Source organism: Bdellovibrio sp. BIS2, from assembly GCF_055398295.1.
Map to the genome: position 1 here is coordinate 842938 of NZ_AP035879.1, position 16701 is coordinate 859638.

16 protein-coding genes are annotated in these 16701 nt (G+C 50.1%); 9 read left to right on the plus strand and 7 right to left on the minus strand.

The genetic code is table 11. The annotated features are described in order from the left end of the window. Position 1 precedes the first annotated feature (1 nt). Complete coding sequence (locus tag ACZ520_RS04115) at positions 2 to 3100, plus strand: efflux RND transporter permease subunit (protein WP_464127602.1); 3099 nt, start codon at positions 2 to 4, stop codon at positions 3098 to 3100. A 62-nt stretch (positions 3101 to 3162) separates the two neighbouring features. Next, a complete protein-coding gene (locus ACZ520_RS04120; RefSeq protein ID WP_464127603.1) occupies positions 3163 to 3525 on the plus strand; it encodes a 4a-hydroxytetrahydrobiopterin dehydratase in 363 nt (120 codons plus the stop codon). Between the two features lie 3 nt (positions 3526 to 3528). Here the strand turns inward: ACZ520_RS04120 and ACZ520_RS04125 are convergent, their stop codons facing one another. Next, positions 3529 to 4395 carry a DUF72 domain-containing protein gene (locus ACZ520_RS04125; protein WP_464127604.1) on the minus strand — a complete coding sequence of 289 codons (867 nt, stop codon included), beginning with the start codon at positions 4393 to 4395 and terminating at the stop codon, positions 3529 to 3531. Positions 4396 to 4572: 177 nt separating this feature from the next. On the opposite strand from ACZ520_RS04125, the gene ACZ520_RS04130 reads away from it, so the two are divergent. The 3 genes from ACZ520_RS04130 (at position 4573) to ACZ520_RS04140 (ending at position 5966) form a co-directional block, all read left to right on the plus strand. Then, on the plus strand, positions 4573 to 4878 hold the full coding sequence (locus ACZ520_RS04130; protein WP_011163437.1) for a hypothetical protein: 306 nt from the start codon (positions 4573 to 4575) through the stop codon (positions 4876 to 4878). A 168-nt stretch (positions 4879 to 5046) separates the two neighbouring features. After that, complete coding sequence (locus tag ACZ520_RS04135) at positions 5047 to 5394, plus strand: BON domain-containing protein (protein WP_464127605.1); 348 nt, start codon at positions 5047 to 5049, stop codon at positions 5392 to 5394. 8 nt (positions 5395 to 5402) lie between these two features. Then, complete coding sequence (locus ACZ520_RS04140; RefSeq protein WP_088566069.1) at positions 5403 to 5966, plus strand: DUF3341 domain-containing protein; 564 nt, start codon at positions 5403 to 5405, stop codon at positions 5964 to 5966. 46 nt (positions 5967 to 6012) lie between these two features. Here ACZ520_RS04140 and ACZ520_RS04145 read toward each other — a convergent pair whose 3' ends face one another. From ACZ520_RS04145 to ACZ520_RS04160, 4 genes are all read right to left on the minus strand, one after another. Beyond that, on the minus strand, positions 6013 to 7035 hold the full coding sequence (locus ACZ520_RS04145; protein WP_464127606.1) for an SDR family NAD(P)-dependent oxidoreductase: 1023 nt from the start codon (positions 7033 to 7035) through the stop codon (positions 6013 to 6015). Between the two features lie 63 nt (positions 7036 to 7098). Continuing rightward, entirely contained in the window at positions 7099 to 8985 is a 1887-nt protein-coding gene (locus ACZ520_RS04150) for an Lnb N-terminal periplasmic domain-containing protein (protein WP_464127607.1), read from the minus strand. Between the two features lie 29 nt (positions 8986 to 9014). Then, positions 9015 to 9464: a DUF3015 family protein gene (locus tag ACZ520_RS04155; protein ID WP_015090034.1), complete on the minus strand. Its 450-nt coding sequence runs from the start codon at positions 9462 to 9464 to the stop codon at positions 9015 to 9017. Positions 9465 to 9612: 148 nt separating this feature from the next. After that, positions 9613 to 10512 (minus strand): LysR family transcriptional regulator, encoded by a 900-nt coding sequence (locus tag ACZ520_RS04160; RefSeq protein ID WP_464127608.1) that lies wholly within the window; start codon positions 10510 to 10512, stop codon positions 9613 to 9615. Positions 10513 to 10597: 85 nt separating this feature from the next. Here ACZ520_RS04160 and ACZ520_RS04165 point away from each other — a divergent pair, with 85 nt between their 5' ends. The 3 genes from ACZ520_RS04165 (at position 10598) to ACZ520_RS04175 (ending at position 13849) form a co-directional block, all read left to right on the plus strand. Further along, positions 10598 to 11707: an S-(hydroxymethyl)glutathione dehydrogenase/class III alcohol dehydrogenase gene (locus tag ACZ520_RS04165; RefSeq protein ID WP_464127609.1), complete on the plus strand. Its 1110-nt coding sequence runs from the start codon at positions 10598 to 10600 to the stop codon at positions 11705 to 11707. Positions 11708 to 11723: 16 nt separating this feature from the next. Continuing rightward, complete coding sequence (fghA, locus tag ACZ520_RS04170) at positions 11724 to 12554, plus strand: S-formylglutathione hydrolase (RefSeq protein ID WP_464127610.1); 831 nt, start codon at positions 11724 to 11726, stop codon at positions 12552 to 12554. A gap of 425 nt (positions 12555 to 12979) precedes the next feature. Further along, positions 12980 to 13849 (plus strand): LysR family transcriptional regulator, encoded by an 870-nt coding sequence (locus ACZ520_RS04175; RefSeq protein ID WP_464127611.1) that lies wholly within the window; start codon positions 12980 to 12982, stop codon positions 13847 to 13849. 4 nt (positions 13850 to 13853) lie between these two features. Here the strand turns inward: ACZ520_RS04175 and ACZ520_RS04180 are convergent, their stop codons facing one another. After that, on the minus strand, positions 13854 to 14876 hold the full coding sequence (locus tag ACZ520_RS04180) for a cytochrome-c peroxidase (RefSeq protein WP_464127612.1): 1023 nt from the start codon (positions 14874 to 14876) through the stop codon (positions 13854 to 13856). Positions 14877 to 14925: 49 nt separating this feature from the next. Then, complete coding sequence (locus ACZ520_RS04185) at positions 14926 to 16224, minus strand: ABC1 kinase family protein (protein ID WP_464127613.1); 1299 nt, start codon at positions 16222 to 16224, stop codon at positions 14926 to 14928. 70 nt (positions 16225 to 16294) lie between these two features. On the opposite strand from ACZ520_RS04185, the gene ACZ520_RS04190 reads away from it, so the two are divergent. Further along, entirely contained in the window at positions 16295 to 16699 is a 405-nt protein-coding gene (locus ACZ520_RS04190) for a thiol-disulfide oxidoreductase DCC family protein (protein ID WP_464127614.1), read from the plus strand. Positions 16700 to 16701: the final 2 nt, after the last annotated feature.

A 16701-nucleotide genomic window follows, 5' to 3' on the forward strand; every position in this document is an offset into this window, starting at 1 on the left:
GATGACATTGTCTGATTTATCAATTCGCAGACCCGTCTTTGCCTGGATGCTGATGTTTGGTCTGATCGTCTTCGGGGCGATCAGTTTCATGCGCATGGGCGTGAGTGAACTTCCTGATGTCGACTTCCCGGTTATTTCCATTTCCGTGCGGTATGAAGGCGCGGCCCCTGAGGTGATGGAAGCCGATGTCATTGATCCGATCGAAGACGCCCTGATCAGTATCCAGGGTGTGAAGAATATTTCCTCCGTGGCGCGCAACAGTACCTCGGACATCACGGTCGAGTTTGATCTGGAGCGTGATATCGATGTGGCCTTCCAGGATGTTCAGGCCAAGATGTCCCAGATTCAGGACGCCTTGCCGCAGAACATGGATTCTCCGACAGTGATGAAGATCAATCCTGAGGATTTCCCGATCATGTGGCTGTCCCTTTCCAGCAACAAAATGCCGCTGGAGGAAATGATGGTCTTTGTGAAGGACTATGTCCGTGACCGTCTGACAACGGTGCCAGGGGTCGGAAATCTGTGGATGCCGGGTTACCTTGAGCCGAACATGCGCGTTTGGGTCCGCAATGAAGACCTGAACCGCTATGCGCTTTCCGTGATCGATGTGACCAACACTTTGCGAACGGAGCATGCTGAGCCTCCGGCAGGACGTGCGGAATACAATAAGACCGAGTACAGCTTACGCACTTTGGGGGAGGCAAAGACCATCGATCAGTTTAATAAGATCCTGGTGAACAGCCGCGGCGGAGGGCCGAACTATATGCCGATCCCCCTTGAAAAAGTGGTGGAGTTCAAAGAGGGCATGGTCGATGTGGTGCAGTTTGCTCGCGCCAATGGGAAAGCGGCCGTGGGGCTTGGGGTGGTTAAACAGCGCGGTTCCAATGCGGTGACCGTGGCGCACGCGGTGAAAGACCGTATTGCCGAAATTCAAAAGACCCTGCCGGAAGGTATGCAGATCGTTGTGAACTATGACGGCACAAAGTTCGTGGAAGAATCCGTGCATGAGCTGGTGCTGACTCTGATTCTTGCGGCGATTTTGACTTCCCTGGTGTGCTGGTTGTTCCTTGGTTCCTGGTCTTCGACGTTCAACGTCCTGTTGGCGATCCCCACGTCGGTTCTGGGAAGTTTTATCATTCTTTACTTTGCCGGCTTTACACTGAATATTTTCACTTTGATGGGTTTAAGTCTGGCGATTGGTATCGTTGTCGATGATGCCATCATGGTTCTGGAAAATATCATCCGGCATCTGGAAATGGGAAAAAGCAAACGTGAGGCTGCTTTGGTCGGCGCCCGGGAGATCACTTTCGCTGCCATGGCGGCGTCCGTGTCCCTGGTTGCGATCTTCCTGCCCATTGCTTTCATGGAGGGTCTGATCGGCCGCTTCCTGTTCCAGTTCGGCGTGACGATGAGCGCGGCGGTGATGATTTCCCTGCTGGAAGCCCTGACCCTGACGCCCATGCGAGCCTCTCAGTTCGTCGAATCTGGCGAGCGCACGACCCGCATCGGACGTGGATTTGAGCACATGTTTGATCGTCTTAAAAATGCCTACACCCGCAGTCTTGATGTGTCCCTGAACCATCGCTGGAAAGTGATCTTTGCCTCCTTGATCTTCTTTGTTTTGAGTTTTGGATCGGTGGCCTTCCTGAAAGGGGAGTTCCAGCCGGCCCAGGATCAAAGCTCTTTGATGATTCAAATCAGCAATCCTCCCAAATCTGCGATCTCTTTCACCGACGAGAAAGTGAAGATTATCGAGGATTTTCTGCTGAAAAGGTCCGAAGTCAGCTCCACGTTTGTGGCGGCGGGTGGATTCACAGGTGGTGAAGCGAATAATGCCATCATCTTTGTTGATATGAAGCCCAAAGGTCAGCGCGGCAAATCCGCTGAGAAAAACAAAGAGCTTAGCCAGCAGGAATTTATCGAGGTTGTGCGTGAGTATCTGAATAAAACCATCCCGGATTCAAAACCTCAGGTGCAGGATCCGTCAACCCAGGGGTTTGGGGGCGGGGGCGGTAAGGGCTTCCCGGTTGAGTTCAGCATTCAGGGCCCGGACTGGAACGAGCTGGGTAAATTCTCTGAACAGATCGTGGAAGAACTGAAGACCAGCAAGATCATGACCGATGTCAGCTCGGACTATCAGGCGGGCGCGCCGGAAGTGCAGATCATTCCCAACCGTCAAAAAGCGGCCGACCGGGGTGTCAGTGTCATTGCCATCGGTGAAGTGCTTAATGCAATGATGGGTGGAGTGGTTGTTGGAAGTTATGAAAAAGGCGGGCATCGCTACGATATTCGTGTGAAGATGCTTGAAAACGGCCGCAACCCACAAGAGCGCATTAAGGATTTGAAAGTCCGCAATAACCGTGGGGAACTTGTGCCGATCGCCTCGGTCGTTGACATCAAAGAGGCGTCTGTGGCTTCCAGCATTTCGCGCAAGAATCGCCAGCGTTCGATCATTATTTATGGAAATATCGGACCGGGACTCAGCCAGCAACAATCCGTGGACAAGGCTCAGGAAGTGGCTCGCAGGGTTTTGCCGGCGGAATATAAAGTTCTGCTGAGCGGATCTGCCGAAGAATTCCAGCAAAGCTTCATGAGTCTGATCTTTGCCCTGGTTCTGGGATTCATCGTGGCTTACATGATTTTGGCATCCCAGTTTAACAGCTTTATTGATCCGGTGACGGTGTTCATGGCTTTGCCGTTCAGCTTCTCGGGGGCCTTCCTGGCGCTGTTGATTGGTGGCCAGTCGTTGAATATTTTCAGCATGATCGGCTTGATTCTGTTGATGGGGATCGTGAAAAAGAACTCGATCCTGTTGGTGGATTTCACCAACCAGCGCCGGGATGCCGAAAAGATCCACGTACATCAGGCCCTGATCGAGGCGTGTCCGACTCGTCTGCGTCCGATTCTGATGACTTCTTTTGCGACCATTGCCGGGGCTGTGCCAGCAGCCATGAGTCTGGGGCCAGGTGCAGAAGCTCGTCAGCCGATGGCGATTGCGGTGATCGGCGGGGTGTTTGTTTCCACCTTCCTGACCCTTTACGTGGTGCCGTGTGTATACAGTCTTTTCGCCCGTTTCGACAGGCGGGAAACTTCTATGTGAACTGTCAGGTTGAGGGCCTTTCGTGCTTAAGCGACAATGAAGCTTAAACCCACGGAGGCCCTATGATAAGTCAGACGGAACTCTTAAGAAAGAAAAGTCACCCGGTTGATCAGGCCCTGGCACCGGAAGAAATCCAGCAGTATTTAAGAATTCTGGACGGCTGGACTTTGCAGGGTCTTCATATTGCCAAGTCCTTTGAATTTAAAAACTACTACCAAACAATCGCCTTTGTGAACGCCCTGGCTTTTATCGTGCACAACGAAGATCATCATCCCGATCTGGAAGTGGGCTACAATCGCTGTGTGGTGAAGTTCTATACCCATTCGGTGAATGAGGGGCTGGGTGGAATCTCAGAAAATGATTTCATCTGCGCCGCCAAAATCGATGCCCTGGCCGGAGTTCAGTTCGCGCCGATGTCGCATTGATTTTTATTTCAACAGCAACAAAAGCCCCTCTGCGTCCTGAGGGGCTTTGATCTTCAGATCATTGTCAAAGAAAACGAAGACATCCCGCACGCCACCGTTTGTCGCTGGCAGCATGGTGAGGCTGTCTTTGGGATTTTTGCCTTGTGCCCAGATTTTGATTCGCTGGGCCCACCAGCGAAGCTGCTCGGGCTCATAGCCTTTGTTATAAAAGGTTTCGTCACCATGCAGGCGCAGATAAAGAAAGTCGCTGGTGATGTCTTCCATATAGGGCCATTTGCCGGCGGTTTCGGCAAAGACCAGTGCCACATCATTATGGCGAAGGAGTTCTATGAATTCAGGATTTTCAAAGCTGTGATGACGGACCTCTATGGCATGCCGAATCGGCTTTTTAATCCCGATAATGTCCGGGGAGTATTCTGCAGAGAAACGTTCGGATTTTTTTGCTAGCTCCGCCGCATCTTCAAAGCTGCGGGGGAGCAGGTGGAAGAAATTTTCCAGACGCTCTGCTTTTTCCGGATTGAATACGAAACTGGGAGGCATTTGCCATAAAAAGACGCCCAGCTTTTCCCGCAGGTGCAGAACTCCTGAGGCGAAGAAGTTTGCCAGAGGCATTTCGACATCTTTCAGGCGGCTGATGTGAGTGATGTATTGCGGGCCTTTCACAGAAAAAACAAAATCATCCGGTGTCTCTGAATACCAGTGCAAATAGGTGGATGGTTTTTGATAAGAATAGAACGAGCCGTTGATTTCAATCGAGGACAAATGTCGGCTGGCATAAAATAGTTCTTTCTTCTGGGGAAGATCCTGGGGATAAAAGTTGTTTCGCCACGGTGGATACACCCAACCTGATGTGCCAATTCTGTATTCCATGGTCTCATTTTAGTTTGCGGAAATCCGTTTTTCATTCGGAACTTTCTTTGCGGCTGAAGATACAAAAATACCTAACCAGATTTCTTTGGATATTTTGATGGACTCTTCTTAATTCTATCCTCGTTGACGGTTGCCACTGGACTTTATCAGACTGACGTCACAAAAAAGGAGTTCTGTATGAAAACGATTCTGATGTTTTTGATCACGGCGTCCTCTTTAACAGCGGGTGCGAAGTTTTTGGAAAGTCACTATGGAAAATTAAGAACCAGTGGCCATGTGCACAGTTGTTCTTTCCACAACAGCACAGGTGGCACTCTGGACATGAAGTACGTTGTCTTTACGTTTGCGCCTCCGTCAGGGGATAGCGCTGATTATGATGTGCAAGAGCGTATCGATCAGGTGGTGGAGGCCGGAGACACGGCCAGCGCTTCTGTTCGTGAAGTGCGCGGTCGTCCATTGTGGTGCCGTTTCCTAGCAAGGTAAAGTCCAGGGGCGGATCCCGTAAAAAGGTCCGCCCTTTTTGTTAAAGTATTATGTGGCTTGAAGAACTCGCGTTTTTTCCAAAGCTTCTTGGCATATTTCGGATGTGATGGTTCCCAAGGTTTTGCTTCCATAGTTACCTATGGCGGGATTAACCAAAGGAGGTCCATTATGAAATTCAGACATTTGTTTATCGGTTTTCTTATCAGTGCAGTGGCCTGCACGACGCTTGCCAAGGGCGATGATCAATACTCCACGACAACCAAAGACACCACAACCAAAGCCACTGATCAGGGCATGAACGAGTCGGACACAACCCTGACCCGCAGTATTCGCGAAAAGATCAACAGCGATGGATCGGTATCGATGATGGGTAAAAATATCACCATCGTCAGTCAGAATGGCATGGTGACCTTAAAAGGCGCCGTGGCATCCCAGGAAGAAAAAAAGAAAATCAGCAGAATTGCCAATGAAGTTTCCGGTAACAAAGTCACGGACCAGATGACGGTCAGAAAATAGGAGTCACTATGGAAAAAGGTCATAATTCGGTTTTTGGTATCTTTAGAAATCGTGCACAACTTGAAAATTGTGTGGAACGTCTTAAAGCGGAAAACTTCCGTAACAGCGACATCTCAGTTTTGATGCCGCAGAAATCCGAGACGCGGGAATTCGCCCATGAAAAGGGAACGAAAGCTCCGGAAGGTGCAACAGTCGGAGCCGGCGCCGGGGCTGTCATCGGCGGAAGCCTGGGTTGGCTGGTGGGGGCCGGGGTGATTGCCACGATCCCTGCATTGGGACCTTTGGTCGCCGCAGGTCCTATCATGAGTGCCCTGGCGGGCCTTGGTGTCGGCGGAGCCGTAGGAGGTTTGGGGGGAGCTCTGGTGGGTATTGGGATTCCAGAGTACGAAGCCAAACGCTATGAGGGATACGTGAAAGAGGGAGGTATCCTGATTTCAGTCCACGTGGACGACGGTGACTGGGCGGACAAAGCCGAGCGTATTCTAAAAGAATCCGGCGGGGAGGATATTTCCAAAGCTGGTGAGGTTCGTGGGGATAAATCATCCCAACGCGATCTGCGGTCTCATCCGTAATCAGGTTTAAAGAAAAAAAGCCCCGGTTGGTCCGGGGCTTTTGCTTTTAGTGTATTGGACCTTCGTTGTTTCTTTCCGCCGCACGCAGAGAGGAAGTTGTCAAAAAAGACGGAGAGATGGAAGAGTGCGCGTCTTTGCCTTCCACCGCTGTTGCCTGACCCGGACCTGGCATCACCATATTTGCCAAGTACATCAAGTCTGAAAACATATTGGGGAATCGCGCCTGCATGGTGGCCGCGATCTTGGTGGGTAAGGACAATATCAGTTCGGCATCACCCCGAATGCATGCCTGAAAGATTCGCTGAGCGGCGGTGTCGGCACTGGTGCTGATCATGGGTAAAGAGGCCAGGATGGAAAACCAGGCGTACTCTTTTTGAACCTGACCTTTGAAGGTGGCATGATCGACGGATCCCGTACGCATGACATTGGGTGAGACCGTCGTGACATAGATACCTTTGGCTGCAAGCTCAGAGTGCAGGCCTCGGGAATATCCTACCAGGGCATGTTTTCCCACGCAGTAGGCGGCCCGGTGGGGAATGGGTATCAGGCCTCCGATCGAGGCAATGTTCACAATACGGCTGCCTTTGCTCATGAACGGCAGGCAGTTTTCGATGAAATGATAAGGACCCCAGAAGTGAACTGCCAAAGAGTCCTCATAGTCGGCTTCAGTGACATGTTCCAAGGGTGACGAAGAAATAATGCCGGCATTGTTGACCAGCACGTCGATCCTTCCGAAGGTGCGCACAACCTCTGCGACGGTCTGTTCAACATCCAGAGGGATGCGACAGTCGCAGACGAAGGTGTGAACCAAGGCTTCGGGGCTATCCATTTGCAAAATGTTCTGTGCCCGGCGCAGCTCATTACCGTCCCTCGCTGTCAGGGCCACGCTGGCGCCCGCGCGGCAGAATTCTTTGGCGATCAGAAGTCCCAAACCCCGCGAACCTCCAGACACCAGCACCACTGCTCCTTTGAAAGAACGTGATCGCAGTTGAGTTCTGATTTTGGAAAGCAGCAGGGCGGAAACAAAACCTGTGGCGAAACCCGTGATAATCTTTTTTGTCAGGCTCATAGGAGCTCCTTTTCTTCATCATAGGGGACGAAGGGGGGAGCTCAACGTGTAAGGTAGCAGAGGCTAGTAATAGTAAAGCAGGCGGGCTTCGCCCCGCTGAACAGAGTTTGTGTCTTCGCCGGAAAGGCGCAGGCTTAAGGACTTGTTCAGACTGAAGTTCACACCCAGTGTGTTTTGACGATACTCGTACTCAGCACCTTTGTAGTCGTAGCGATAGTAGCTTTCGGCAAAAAGTGCAAACCAGTCACGGTTCCAGCGGGCGCTGACCGACGGGCCCGCACCGATCTTCCACGTGTCACCAGCGAAGTCCGTGCTGGTTTGACCGGTGGCACGCAACCAAAGACTGAGATCCAGATCACTCCAGTAAGTCTTGGTGATGCCAGAACCTCCACTCAGTTCAGTCCAGCGGCAAAGAGAAGTGCACCCGTTTTCGTACCCGCGCTCGACGGAAACTTTCAGGCGCCAGGAAAAGCCCTGATTAAATGCATCGACCGGTGAAAGGGAAATGACTTCGTACAAGGTGGCTTTGTCCAGTGCAACTTCATCAGAGTCGGGATTAAAGCTGAAACTGAAAGCGCCCATGGTGATTTCGGCAGTGGGAGGATAGCCCTTTTTGGGATCCAGCAGATCATGCAGCGAAAGTTTTGCATCAATCAGATAGAAACGGTCTGAATTCCACTCACGGTATCCCAGTCCCCAGCGCCGCGACCCTTGAGCATCGTGAGGGGCCTCATTCCAAGGGGCAGGCACGGTCAGAGGTTTAGATGCGCCCCCGAGTTCGGCACGAGCCAGCAGAATGTCCTTTTTAAACAGGTAAGCGCCTTGTTTGCGCAAAATTTCTTTTGGATATCTGAAATCCAGATAGTCCATGGCTGCATCCAGAGTGTCGCGCTTTTGCTGGGTTTCAAGACCTGCGATCAATTGGGGCAAAGATTCGGTCTTCGCAAAATGGCGAATGCGTTCTTGTTCCACGGATCCCAGCTTTTTATAGCGGGTGTCGAACGTTGCGCGGATGGAAGGACGATAATGGATGTTCTTTACCAGGTCCTTTTGTTCATACAGTGTTCCGACGGTGTCAGCAGGCATCACCTGGGCCTTGAGGTCTTTGGTGAGTTCCAGCGAAGGTCGGGCGGCTTCCAGCAGCGCCAGAATACGGTACGAACAATTTTCTTTGAAATAGTGATAATTGAACTCGGCACTGATCAGTTCCCAGATATTGGCGACGATCAACTGAACTTCCTCGGGCGTGAAGTTTAGGTCATATTCCCACAAGTCACGGGATTCGAAGTCGTTGTATTCACGAACCTTGTAGTAATACGGATTGATATCAAAGGTGCCGGGCATCAGCCCTGAAACACCAAGGAATGAATAGATAAAAGGATTGTCCGAAACCTTCACCGCAGCATAACCGACACCATAGTCAGAAAGCTCATAGCGTTCGCCGTCACGGGCCGAAGCACTTTTATTGATGCGCAGGAAAGTGTGCCCGAATGCGGAAGCAGGATTGTTCAGATAGTAAGACGAGAAAACATAGGTCAAAGACTGCGGCTGAAGAATTTCGATGAATCTTTCATAGCGTTCACAAGGCACGGAAGGCAGTTTTTGTCCGCTGATTTTTTCAAGCCAGAGCTTTCGGGCGGGGAAGACACAGGCCGCGGATTCATTGAACTGGCCATCTTTGGATTTGATTTTCTTTTCCGGATCCAGAAGGGCCGAGATGGTGGCCTGCAATTCCAGAGCGGGGTTGGTTTTTCCTTCAGGATGCAGGAAAAACGCGGGATTTTCAGCCGGACTGGTGTAGCCGCCGAAAGTGTTCTTATCGTATTGTAGAAGTCGCAACCATTGGATGTTGTCGCCCCATTTTTCAGTGGAGGCGCGAGAGGACAGATCACCGGTTGCCAGAGCCAGCGAAGAGATGGTCAGTGAAAAAAGCAAAAGCCCCATTTTCATGAGGCTTTTGTTGCAGAAACTCAAAGTCATTAGCCTTGGCAAGATTGAGCCAAAGTAACGATTTTTTCAGAAGAGTTCACGCCTGGAGCGTAGATCTCTTTGTAGTTCTGTTGAAGAGTGCCGTTGAATTTGGAATCACAGCCCAACATGTTGTTCAAAGTGGACAGAGTCTCACCTTGGCCACGAGCAATGTCGTTTTCCAAAGCTACAGAGTTGGATTCGATGAAAGAGTTTACTTCAGCTTTGGCAAAAAGACCTTTACCGCAGTTGGAAGTACCGGAAGTGATACCGAAAGTTTGAACACCAGTACCGTTCAAAGTTGCAGCGATAACTTGCATCGCGCCTTCTTCGTTACCGAAAACCAAGGAACCCAGACCGCAACCTGCAACGCCATAAACGCCATTGCCTTTAAGACCGGAAGCAGCTTGTACAGATACAGCAGAACCCAAAACAGCCAATGCTACGATGAATGATTTCACGTAATCCCCTTTATTAGTCGATCCGACTTTATTGTCGAAGTCCTAAAAATTATGAAAAACGAAGTGAGACTTGGCAAGGATTCATCAGGCGCAGCCAGATAAACTTGGTGTTATTGACCCCGAAGTCTGGATTTGCTCAAAAAACAGGCTAAAAAAGGACGTCCGCATAGTCATCTGACAAATGCTTTTTTACCTCCTGAATAAAAATCTTCACATTGATGTTCTGTTTGTGGCGCAGTGGGGTGACAGCCCAGATGTCTTTGCGACCTTCGCTGAAGTTTTCAAGCAAAGAAATCAGACGGCCTTTTTTGATGTCTTCAAATGCATAGGACCCCGGAAGTCTGGCGACGCCCAGTCCCGATAGCGCCGCTTTTTGCAACACACGCGGATTGTTGCATTTGAAATTTCCTTTTACCGGAACTTGAAAAGATTTTCCCCGTTTGCGGAAGCTCCACGATGATCTTTCTCCGATGCAGTTGTGTTTTGCCAGATCCTCGGGATCTTTCAGGGCTGGGGACGCGCTAAGGTAAGCTTTGGAGGCGACCACGTATTCAACTCGTGAAGCAATTTTAGTGGCCAGCAAAGAGGAGTTTTCCAGATGCCCGATACGAATGGCCACATCGAATTTTTCTTCAATCAGATCCACCACGCGGCTTGAAAAATCCAGTTCGATTTTCAGATCGGGATAACGCTTGGCCATGTCAATCACCACGGGGGCGATATAATCCTCGCCAAAGATGCCGGCAAGGGTGACGCGCAGGACACCGCGGGGAGTGTCTGACAGATCCAGGATTTCTTTTTTTGCCGAATCCAGATTTTGCAGTGATTGGCGGCAGGTTTCCAGAAAACGTTCGCCGACACTGGTCAGTTGGACTTTACGGGTGGACCGGACAAACAGGGCCACTCCAAGGTCTGATTCCAGCTGGCTGATGGTTTTGCTGATATGGGACTTGGAAACACCCAAGGCCTGAGCCGCGGCGGAAAAGCTTCCGGAGTCGGCGATTTTGACGAAAGCTATGATTCCCTGCAACGATCTTATTGTTTCCATAAAGAAACAGTATTGTTCCTTTCGTTGCCTAGTCAAGCGGGGGTTGGGAAATTATAATTCCTTCTTATTAACTAAGGAGAATTACATGAAAATCAAAGCCGCAGTTGCCTGGAAAGCCGGAGCCCCATTGTCTATCGAAGAGGTCGATCTGGAAGGACCTAAAATGGGCGAGGTTCTAATCAAGGTTGTTGCTACGGGCGTATGCCATACAGACGCTTTCACATTGTCTGGTGCGGATCCAGAGGGCTTGTTCCCGGTGATTCTTGGTCATGAAGGTGGCGGCATCGTTGAGGAAGTCGGCGAGGGTGTGACGACTTTGAAAAAAGGCGATCATGTGATTCCGCTTTATACTCCAGAGTGCAAAGAGTGCAAATTCTGTCTGTCTGGAAAAACCAATTTGTGTGTGCGCATCCGTGCGACTCAAGGCAAAGGCCTGATGCCGGATGGGACATCCCGTTTCTCTAAAGACGGCAAAATGATTCATCACTATATGGGTTGCTCCACATTCGCGGAATACACGGTTGTTCCGGAAATCGCTTTGGCGAAAGTCAATCCTGCAGCCCCTTTGGATAAAGTGTGCCTGCTGGGTTGCGGGGTCACCACCGGGATCGGCGCTGTTTTGAACACGGCAAAAGTGGAAAAAGGTGCGACGGTTGCCGTCTTTGGTTTGGGCGGCATTGGTCTGTCTGTGATCCAAGGAGCAAAAATGGCCGGAGCTTCCCGTATCATCGCGATCGACATCAACGATGCGAAATGGGAAATGGCGCAGAAGTTCGGCGCTACGGACTTTGTAAACCCGAAAAAACATGACAAGCCAATTCAGCAGGTGATCGTTGAGATGACTGAATGGGGCGTGGACTATTCCTTCGAGTGCGTGGGTAATACCCAGTTGATGCGTGCGGCTTTGGAGTGTGCACACCGTGGCTGGGGCCAGTCCATCGTGATTGGTGTTGCTGGTGCTGGTCAGGAGATTTCAACTCGTCCGTTCCAGTTGGTGACGGGTCGTGTGTGGAAGGGCTCTGCTTTTGGTGGGGTTAAGGGCCGTACGGAGCTTCCAGGTTATGTGGAGCAATACATGTCCGGTGAAATCAACATCGACGACATGGTGACATTCACAATGCCACTTGAAGATATCAATAAAGCCTTTGATTATATGCATGAAGGAAAAAGCATCCGTTCTGTCATCAAGATGTAGAACGGGCGGGGGATCCATGAATCTGACACCTTTAAAAACGCATAAAACATTCCAGGGACTGACGCAGTTCTGGGAGCACGATTCTGCTGTGACTAAAACCAAGATGAAGTTTTCAACTTTCATCCCCGAGGGCAAAGTCAAAGGCTGCGTGATCTGGCTTTCCGGTCTGACCTGTACGGATGAAAACTTCATCACCAAGGCCGGAGCGCAAAAGTATCTGGCAGAACACCAACTGATGGTGATCTGCCCGGACACCTCACCACGGGGCCTGCAGCTTCCCGGAGAGCACGACAGCTATGACTTCGGTTCTGGCGCGGGTTTTTATGTGGATGCGACAGTGGATGGTTATAAAGACCACTACAAGATGTACAGCTATGTGAATGAAGAGCTTTATTCCCTGATTCAGAAACAGTTCGCAGTTTCTGCTGAGCATATTTCCGTCATGGGGCATTCTATGGGTGGGCACGGTGCTTTGGTTCTGGGGCTGCGCAATCCTGGGAAGTATCGTTCTGTTTCGGCATTTTCACCGATAGTGAATCCGGTTCAGTGTCCTTGGGGACAAAAAGCCTTCGCAGGATATCTGGGAACAGACACCAGTGCATGGTCCCAGTATGATGCCACAGAATTGGTAAATAGCGGTGCCCGTCATCCGGCGAAAATCCTGATTGATCAGGGGACGCAAGATGAGTTTTTGCAAAAAGGCCAGCTGCTGACTCAGAACTTTGAAGGTGCCTGTAAAACTGCGGGACAGCCTTACGAAGTGAACTATCGTGAGCAGTACGATCACAGCTATTACTTCATTGCGACTTTCATTGAAAGTCACATCAAGTTTCACGCAAGTTTCTAGAATAAAGAGGCCGGTTTCCCGGCCACTTTATTTTTCGGCTGAAGCTGATTACCAGCATCGATGGTGGCAAGTGGACGGAGCGCCTCCCGCATTAACACACTCTTCAATGCACTCTTTGAGGAAGTCTCTGCCCCTGAAGCTTCGGGGGATCTGCTTTGAACCGACGTCCTTTGGAGAGCAGAAAATGTAGTCTCCGGCCCATCCGTCACCGGTGGAGCAGATATAGTGATTGCCGTATTCATCGCACGCGCTTTCTGTGTAACTACATACATATTTTGCAGCTTGGGCTGGCAGGGCTGACATTAGTAACAGTCCAAATATTAAGACATATTTCATGGTTATTTCCTTTCCTGACGGGTTCTGCCGCTAAATTAGTCATATTTATTGTTGAATAAAAGTTCATTAAAGTTATATATAGTTAACTTATGGATATAGGACGAGTTCGTTACTTCCAGGTATTTGCAGAGACTGGTTCCTTGGTAAAGGCGTCAGAGGTGTTGCACGTGTCGCAGCCGGCCTTGTCCAAGGCGTTGCGCTTGCTGGAGCAAGAGGTGGGCACAAAGCTGCTGGAACCCGAAGGACGGGGATTGCGCCTGACTCCGGCGGGCCAGCGTTTTAAAAATGAAACAGCAGGTCTGCTGGATCAATGGTTGAAAATTCCGGAAAATCTTCTTCGTTCCGATTCGGAGAAAGTTCCGTATCGCCTGGGTTCTTTTGAGGTGTTCACCACTTATTTCCTGAGTCACCTGCTGAAGTCGGTCGATCTTGGGCCGCTGGAGCTGCACGAATACCGGCCCGGTCGCCTGGAACAGGCCATCGCGGAGGGAGTCGTGGATATCGGTATTACGTATGCGCCCATCCCGAAAGCCGGAGTGGACTTTACCGAGGTCACAAAAATTAAAATGGGAATTTTTGGTCTGAAGAAGTTCAAAGGCCTGAATTGGAGTGAGCTTCCGTTTGTTGTGCCCCTGCTGCCGACACAAGGCACGCCATCCAAGGTGCAGGGTTTGGATGGCTGGCCCGATCATGAATACACTCGCCAAATTCTTTACCGCGTCACCATGATGGAATCGGCGATGGAGTTGTGCAGGCAGGGGCTGTGTGTGGCCTATCTGCCAGAGTTTGTGGTCAACCTGCATAACAAGGCGCTGCTTCCGGATTATCGTTTGGTCGAGATGGATTCACCGCTTTCCCAAAAAGACCGAAAGCAGAGTGTGTTTTTAATTCAGCGAAAGAACAATCCGGAAAGCACGTTGTACCGACAGATCGCCAAGAGTCTGCGTAACTTGGGATAGCGGATCAGAGTGGCTCTGGTCCAGCGTAGGGCTGTGGCGAAAGCGTCGGAGCAATCCGGAAGTCTTTTGGCAGTTCACCGGTCAGACTTTGCAGGAAGGCTTTGATCAGGCTGACTTGCTCGTCCGTCAGATCTTTATTGAGCTGAAGTTTGCCCATCCAGCGAATTGCAGTTTCCAGATCCTGTGCCGAGGCATCGTGGAAGTAAGGGGCTGTTTCGTTGATGTTACGAAGCGACGGCACTTTGAAGACATAAAGGTCTTCATCTTTCTTGCTGATCTCCTGGCGTCCTTTGTCCGGATTTTTTGACTTGGTAAGATTCCAGTAGTTTTGATAAACCCCGAATTTTTGCATGGTTCTTCCTCCCACAGCGGTGCCGTTGTGGCAGGAGGCGCATCCAACAGTTATAAATTCGTTCAGGCCCTTTTTGGCCTGATTGGACAGGGCCTTGATGTCGCCTTCCAGGAACTGATCAAAGGGTGCCCGGGTGGTTAAAGAGCGCTGATAAGACCCCAGTGCTGCGGCGGCATTTTCAAGAGTTAATGGATTATCCGATCCCGGGAAGGCGTCCTTGAACAACGGTTGGTAACCAGCCAGTTCCAATCTTTTAAGGGCCTCTTTTTCCGAAGAGTTTCCAAAGCTTAAATGTGTTGTGAACGAACGCAGGGCCTGGTCTTCGATGCTTGTTCTGTCGTTGCGCCAATGCACGATGTCTTGATATTTCAGATTCAGGATCGATTGGGCGTTGCGCGCCCCTTTGTTGTTATTAAATCCCGCAGATTGAGGCAGTCGGTCCGTACTGTAAAACTGAGGTTGGTGACAGCGAACGCAAGTTGTGCTGCCATCCTTGGAAAGTCTGTAGTCAAAAAAGATTTTTCTGCCCAGCTTTATTTGGGCGGCAGTGACTTTGTCAGGAGCCGCTGTTTTCGCCGGAATGATTCCAAAAAGTGCCTTTGCGGTTTTCGCAAGCTCCTTGTCCGTGCCGAAAGCCACCTTGGGGATCGTCAGGAAAATTCCACAGGCTGCCATTGACAAGGTTAAGAACCGTATACGAGCTGTTTTCAAGAGGCCTCCTTTATCAATTGATATCTGCTGTTTCTATCTGGTCCCAATATTCGCGCAAATCTAGCTCGACTTCGAGCTTTCTAAGGGCGGCAAACATTCCCCCAAGCTTGCGGTGCAAGAAGATCAGCTTGTGTGGCGGTGGAGAATACTTGAGGCTTTGCACAAGCTGTCGGGAAAGCCGGGCATTTTCTTTCGCGAATTTGTCATTTTTAAAGTCGAACTTTTGGCCATTGGCATTTTGGAAGAATGGACTCATACCAAGTTTTAAAAGTTCAACGAACACCATTTTCGCATCTTCAGACTCGCGTGAATCCAGCAGTCCAAACTCAACCGCTGTTTGCACGATCTTTTCCGGTGAGGTGCTGCGAATAGAATGAAGAAGCTCGACATAGTTTTTTCTGAATTCCGGAGGATAGCGCCGGGAGGCGCCAAAGTCGAGGGCTACGACTTCCAACTCGGGGACTTGCCGGATCAGGAAATTTCCAGGATTGGGATCCGTTTGCACGAAGCCCCACACAAAAAATTCCATGACATAAAGCTCTAACAGGGCCTTGGCAATGATCTCACGTTTTTCGACCGGGGGACGGGTGTCGATCCACTCTTTAAGTGTGAGGCCCTGTTCGTAAGTCAGACACAGGACTTTGTTTGTGCTAAGGTGATGCAGGGGCTTTGGTGTTCTGATTCTGGCGTACTTCCAGGCGTGGGAATCAAAGAGCTCTGTAAAGTTTGAAAGGGCCTGGGCCTCGTTCAGATAGTTTACTTCCTGCCGCAGAACTTCTTCAATTTCCACAAAGAGATGTTCAAGATTCATACTTCTGCCAGTCAACAGGCAGAGAGTGGACATCAGTCTTTTCAGGGCTTTTATGTCATTTTCAATTGATTGTTCAAGATGCGGGTACTGAGCTTTGATAACAACTGGATTGCCTGAGACGCTCGCCTTATATACCTGCCCCATGCTGGCCGCTGCGAACGGCCTATAGTTTATGTTCTGCAGCAGTCGAAGCTGGTCTTGAGTCAATTCGGCTTTAAGTACCTGAGCAAGATCCAGTTCGGGGCTTTCAAAAGCTTGGTTTTGCAGTTGCGATAAAATTTGAATCGCTTCGGGAGGGAAGTAGTCATCCAGATCAAGGCTTAAGAGCTGACCGGCCTTCATGGCGGCACCCCGGAGGTTTCCCAGAGTCTCTGTAAGAATTTTGGCCTGCTCGATCCTGGATTGAATGTCGCCGGAGGAGAGTTCCTTCAGGCCGATCTTAGTGGCCATTTTGGCCAGTTCAAACGTCCGTTTGAATTGACTGTTAAAGATGGATCCCATGCCGGGCTCTCCTGTTGAATATTGACTTTCAATATGGTTCATACTACTATGAACTAAATTGGAGTTCAAGATGGAAAAGCTAAAAAGCGAGTCTCAATCTGGAATCACCGTTTATTACGATGGCCTTTGCCACCTGTGTTCGCGTGAGATAACTCATTATAAGAAACTCAAAGGGGCCGATCGTATAACATTTATTGACATCACCTCTTCGGACTTTGATGCGATTTCAGAAGGCCTGGATCCATACAAAATTCATAAGAGTCTTCATGTTCGAGATTCTGAGGGTCATATCGTTACAGGGGTTGAAGCCTTTATTGTGATTTGGACTCAGTTGGAAAGTTTGAAAAAGATTGTTCCTTTGGCTTCATGTGCTCCGGTAAAAAAGACACTGGAGGCAGGCTACTTCTTGTTTGCAAAAGTCCGGCCGTTGCTGCCGAGGAAGGAATGTTCTGACAGCCCTTATTGCCAAACCTAAGC

Bases quoted from the DNA above. Each gene is read 5' to 3' on its own strand.
- ACZ520_RS04115 (WP_464127602.1), top strand. From the start codon at position 2: ATGACATTGTCTGATTTATCAATTCGCAGACCCGTCTTTGCCTGGATG.
- ACZ520_RS04120 (WP_464127603.1), top strand. From the start codon at position 3,163: ATGATAAGTCAGACGGAACTCTTAAGAAAGAAAAGTCACCCGGTTGAT.
- ACZ520_RS04125 (WP_464127604.1), bottom strand. From the start codon at position 4,395: ATGGAATACAGAATTGGCACATCAGGTTGGGTGTATCCACCGTGGCGA.
- ACZ520_RS04130 (WP_011163437.1), top strand. From the start codon at position 4,573: ATGAAAACGATTCTGATGTTTTTGATCACGGCGTCCTCTTTAACAGCG.
- ACZ520_RS04135 (WP_464127605.1), top strand. From the start codon at position 5,047: ATGAAATTCAGACATTTGTTTATCGGTTTTCTTATCAGTGCAGTGGCC.
- ACZ520_RS04140 (WP_088566069.1), top strand. From the start codon at position 5,403: ATGGAAAAAGGTCATAATTCGGTTTTTGGTATCTTTAGAAATCGTGCA.
- ACZ520_RS04145 (WP_464127606.1), bottom strand. From the start codon at position 7,035: ATGAGCCTGACAAAAAAGATTATCACGGGTTTCGCCACAGGTTTTGTT.
- ACZ520_RS04150 (WP_464127607.1), bottom strand. From the start codon at position 8,985: ATGAAAATGGGGCTTTTGCTTTTTTCACTGACCATCTCTTCGCTGGCT.
- ACZ520_RS04160 (WP_464127608.1), bottom strand. From the start codon at position 10,512: ATGGAAACAATAAGATCGTTGCAGGGAATCATAGCTTTCGTCAAAATC.
- ACZ520_RS04165 (WP_464127609.1), top strand. From the start codon at position 10,598: ATGAAAATCAAAGCCGCAGTTGCCTGGAAAGCCGGAGCCCCATTGTCT.
- fghA (WP_464127610.1), top strand. From the start codon at position 11,724: ATGAATCTGACACCTTTAAAAACGCATAAAACATTCCAGGGACTGACG.
- ACZ520_RS04175 (WP_464127611.1), top strand. From the start codon at position 12,980: ATGGATATAGGACGAGTTCGTTACTTCCAGGTATTTGCAGAGACTGGT.
- ACZ520_RS04180 (WP_464127612.1), bottom strand. From the start codon at position 14,876: ATGGCAGCCTGTGGAATTTTCCTGACGATCCCCAAGGTGGCTTTCGGC.
- ACZ520_RS04185 (WP_464127613.1), bottom strand. From the start codon at position 16,224: ATGGGATCCATCTTTAACAGTCAATTCAAACGGACGTTTGAACTGGCC.
- ACZ520_RS04190 (WP_464127614.1), top strand. From the start codon at position 16,295: ATGGAAAAGCTAAAAAGCGAGTCTCAATCTGGAATCACCGTTTATTAC.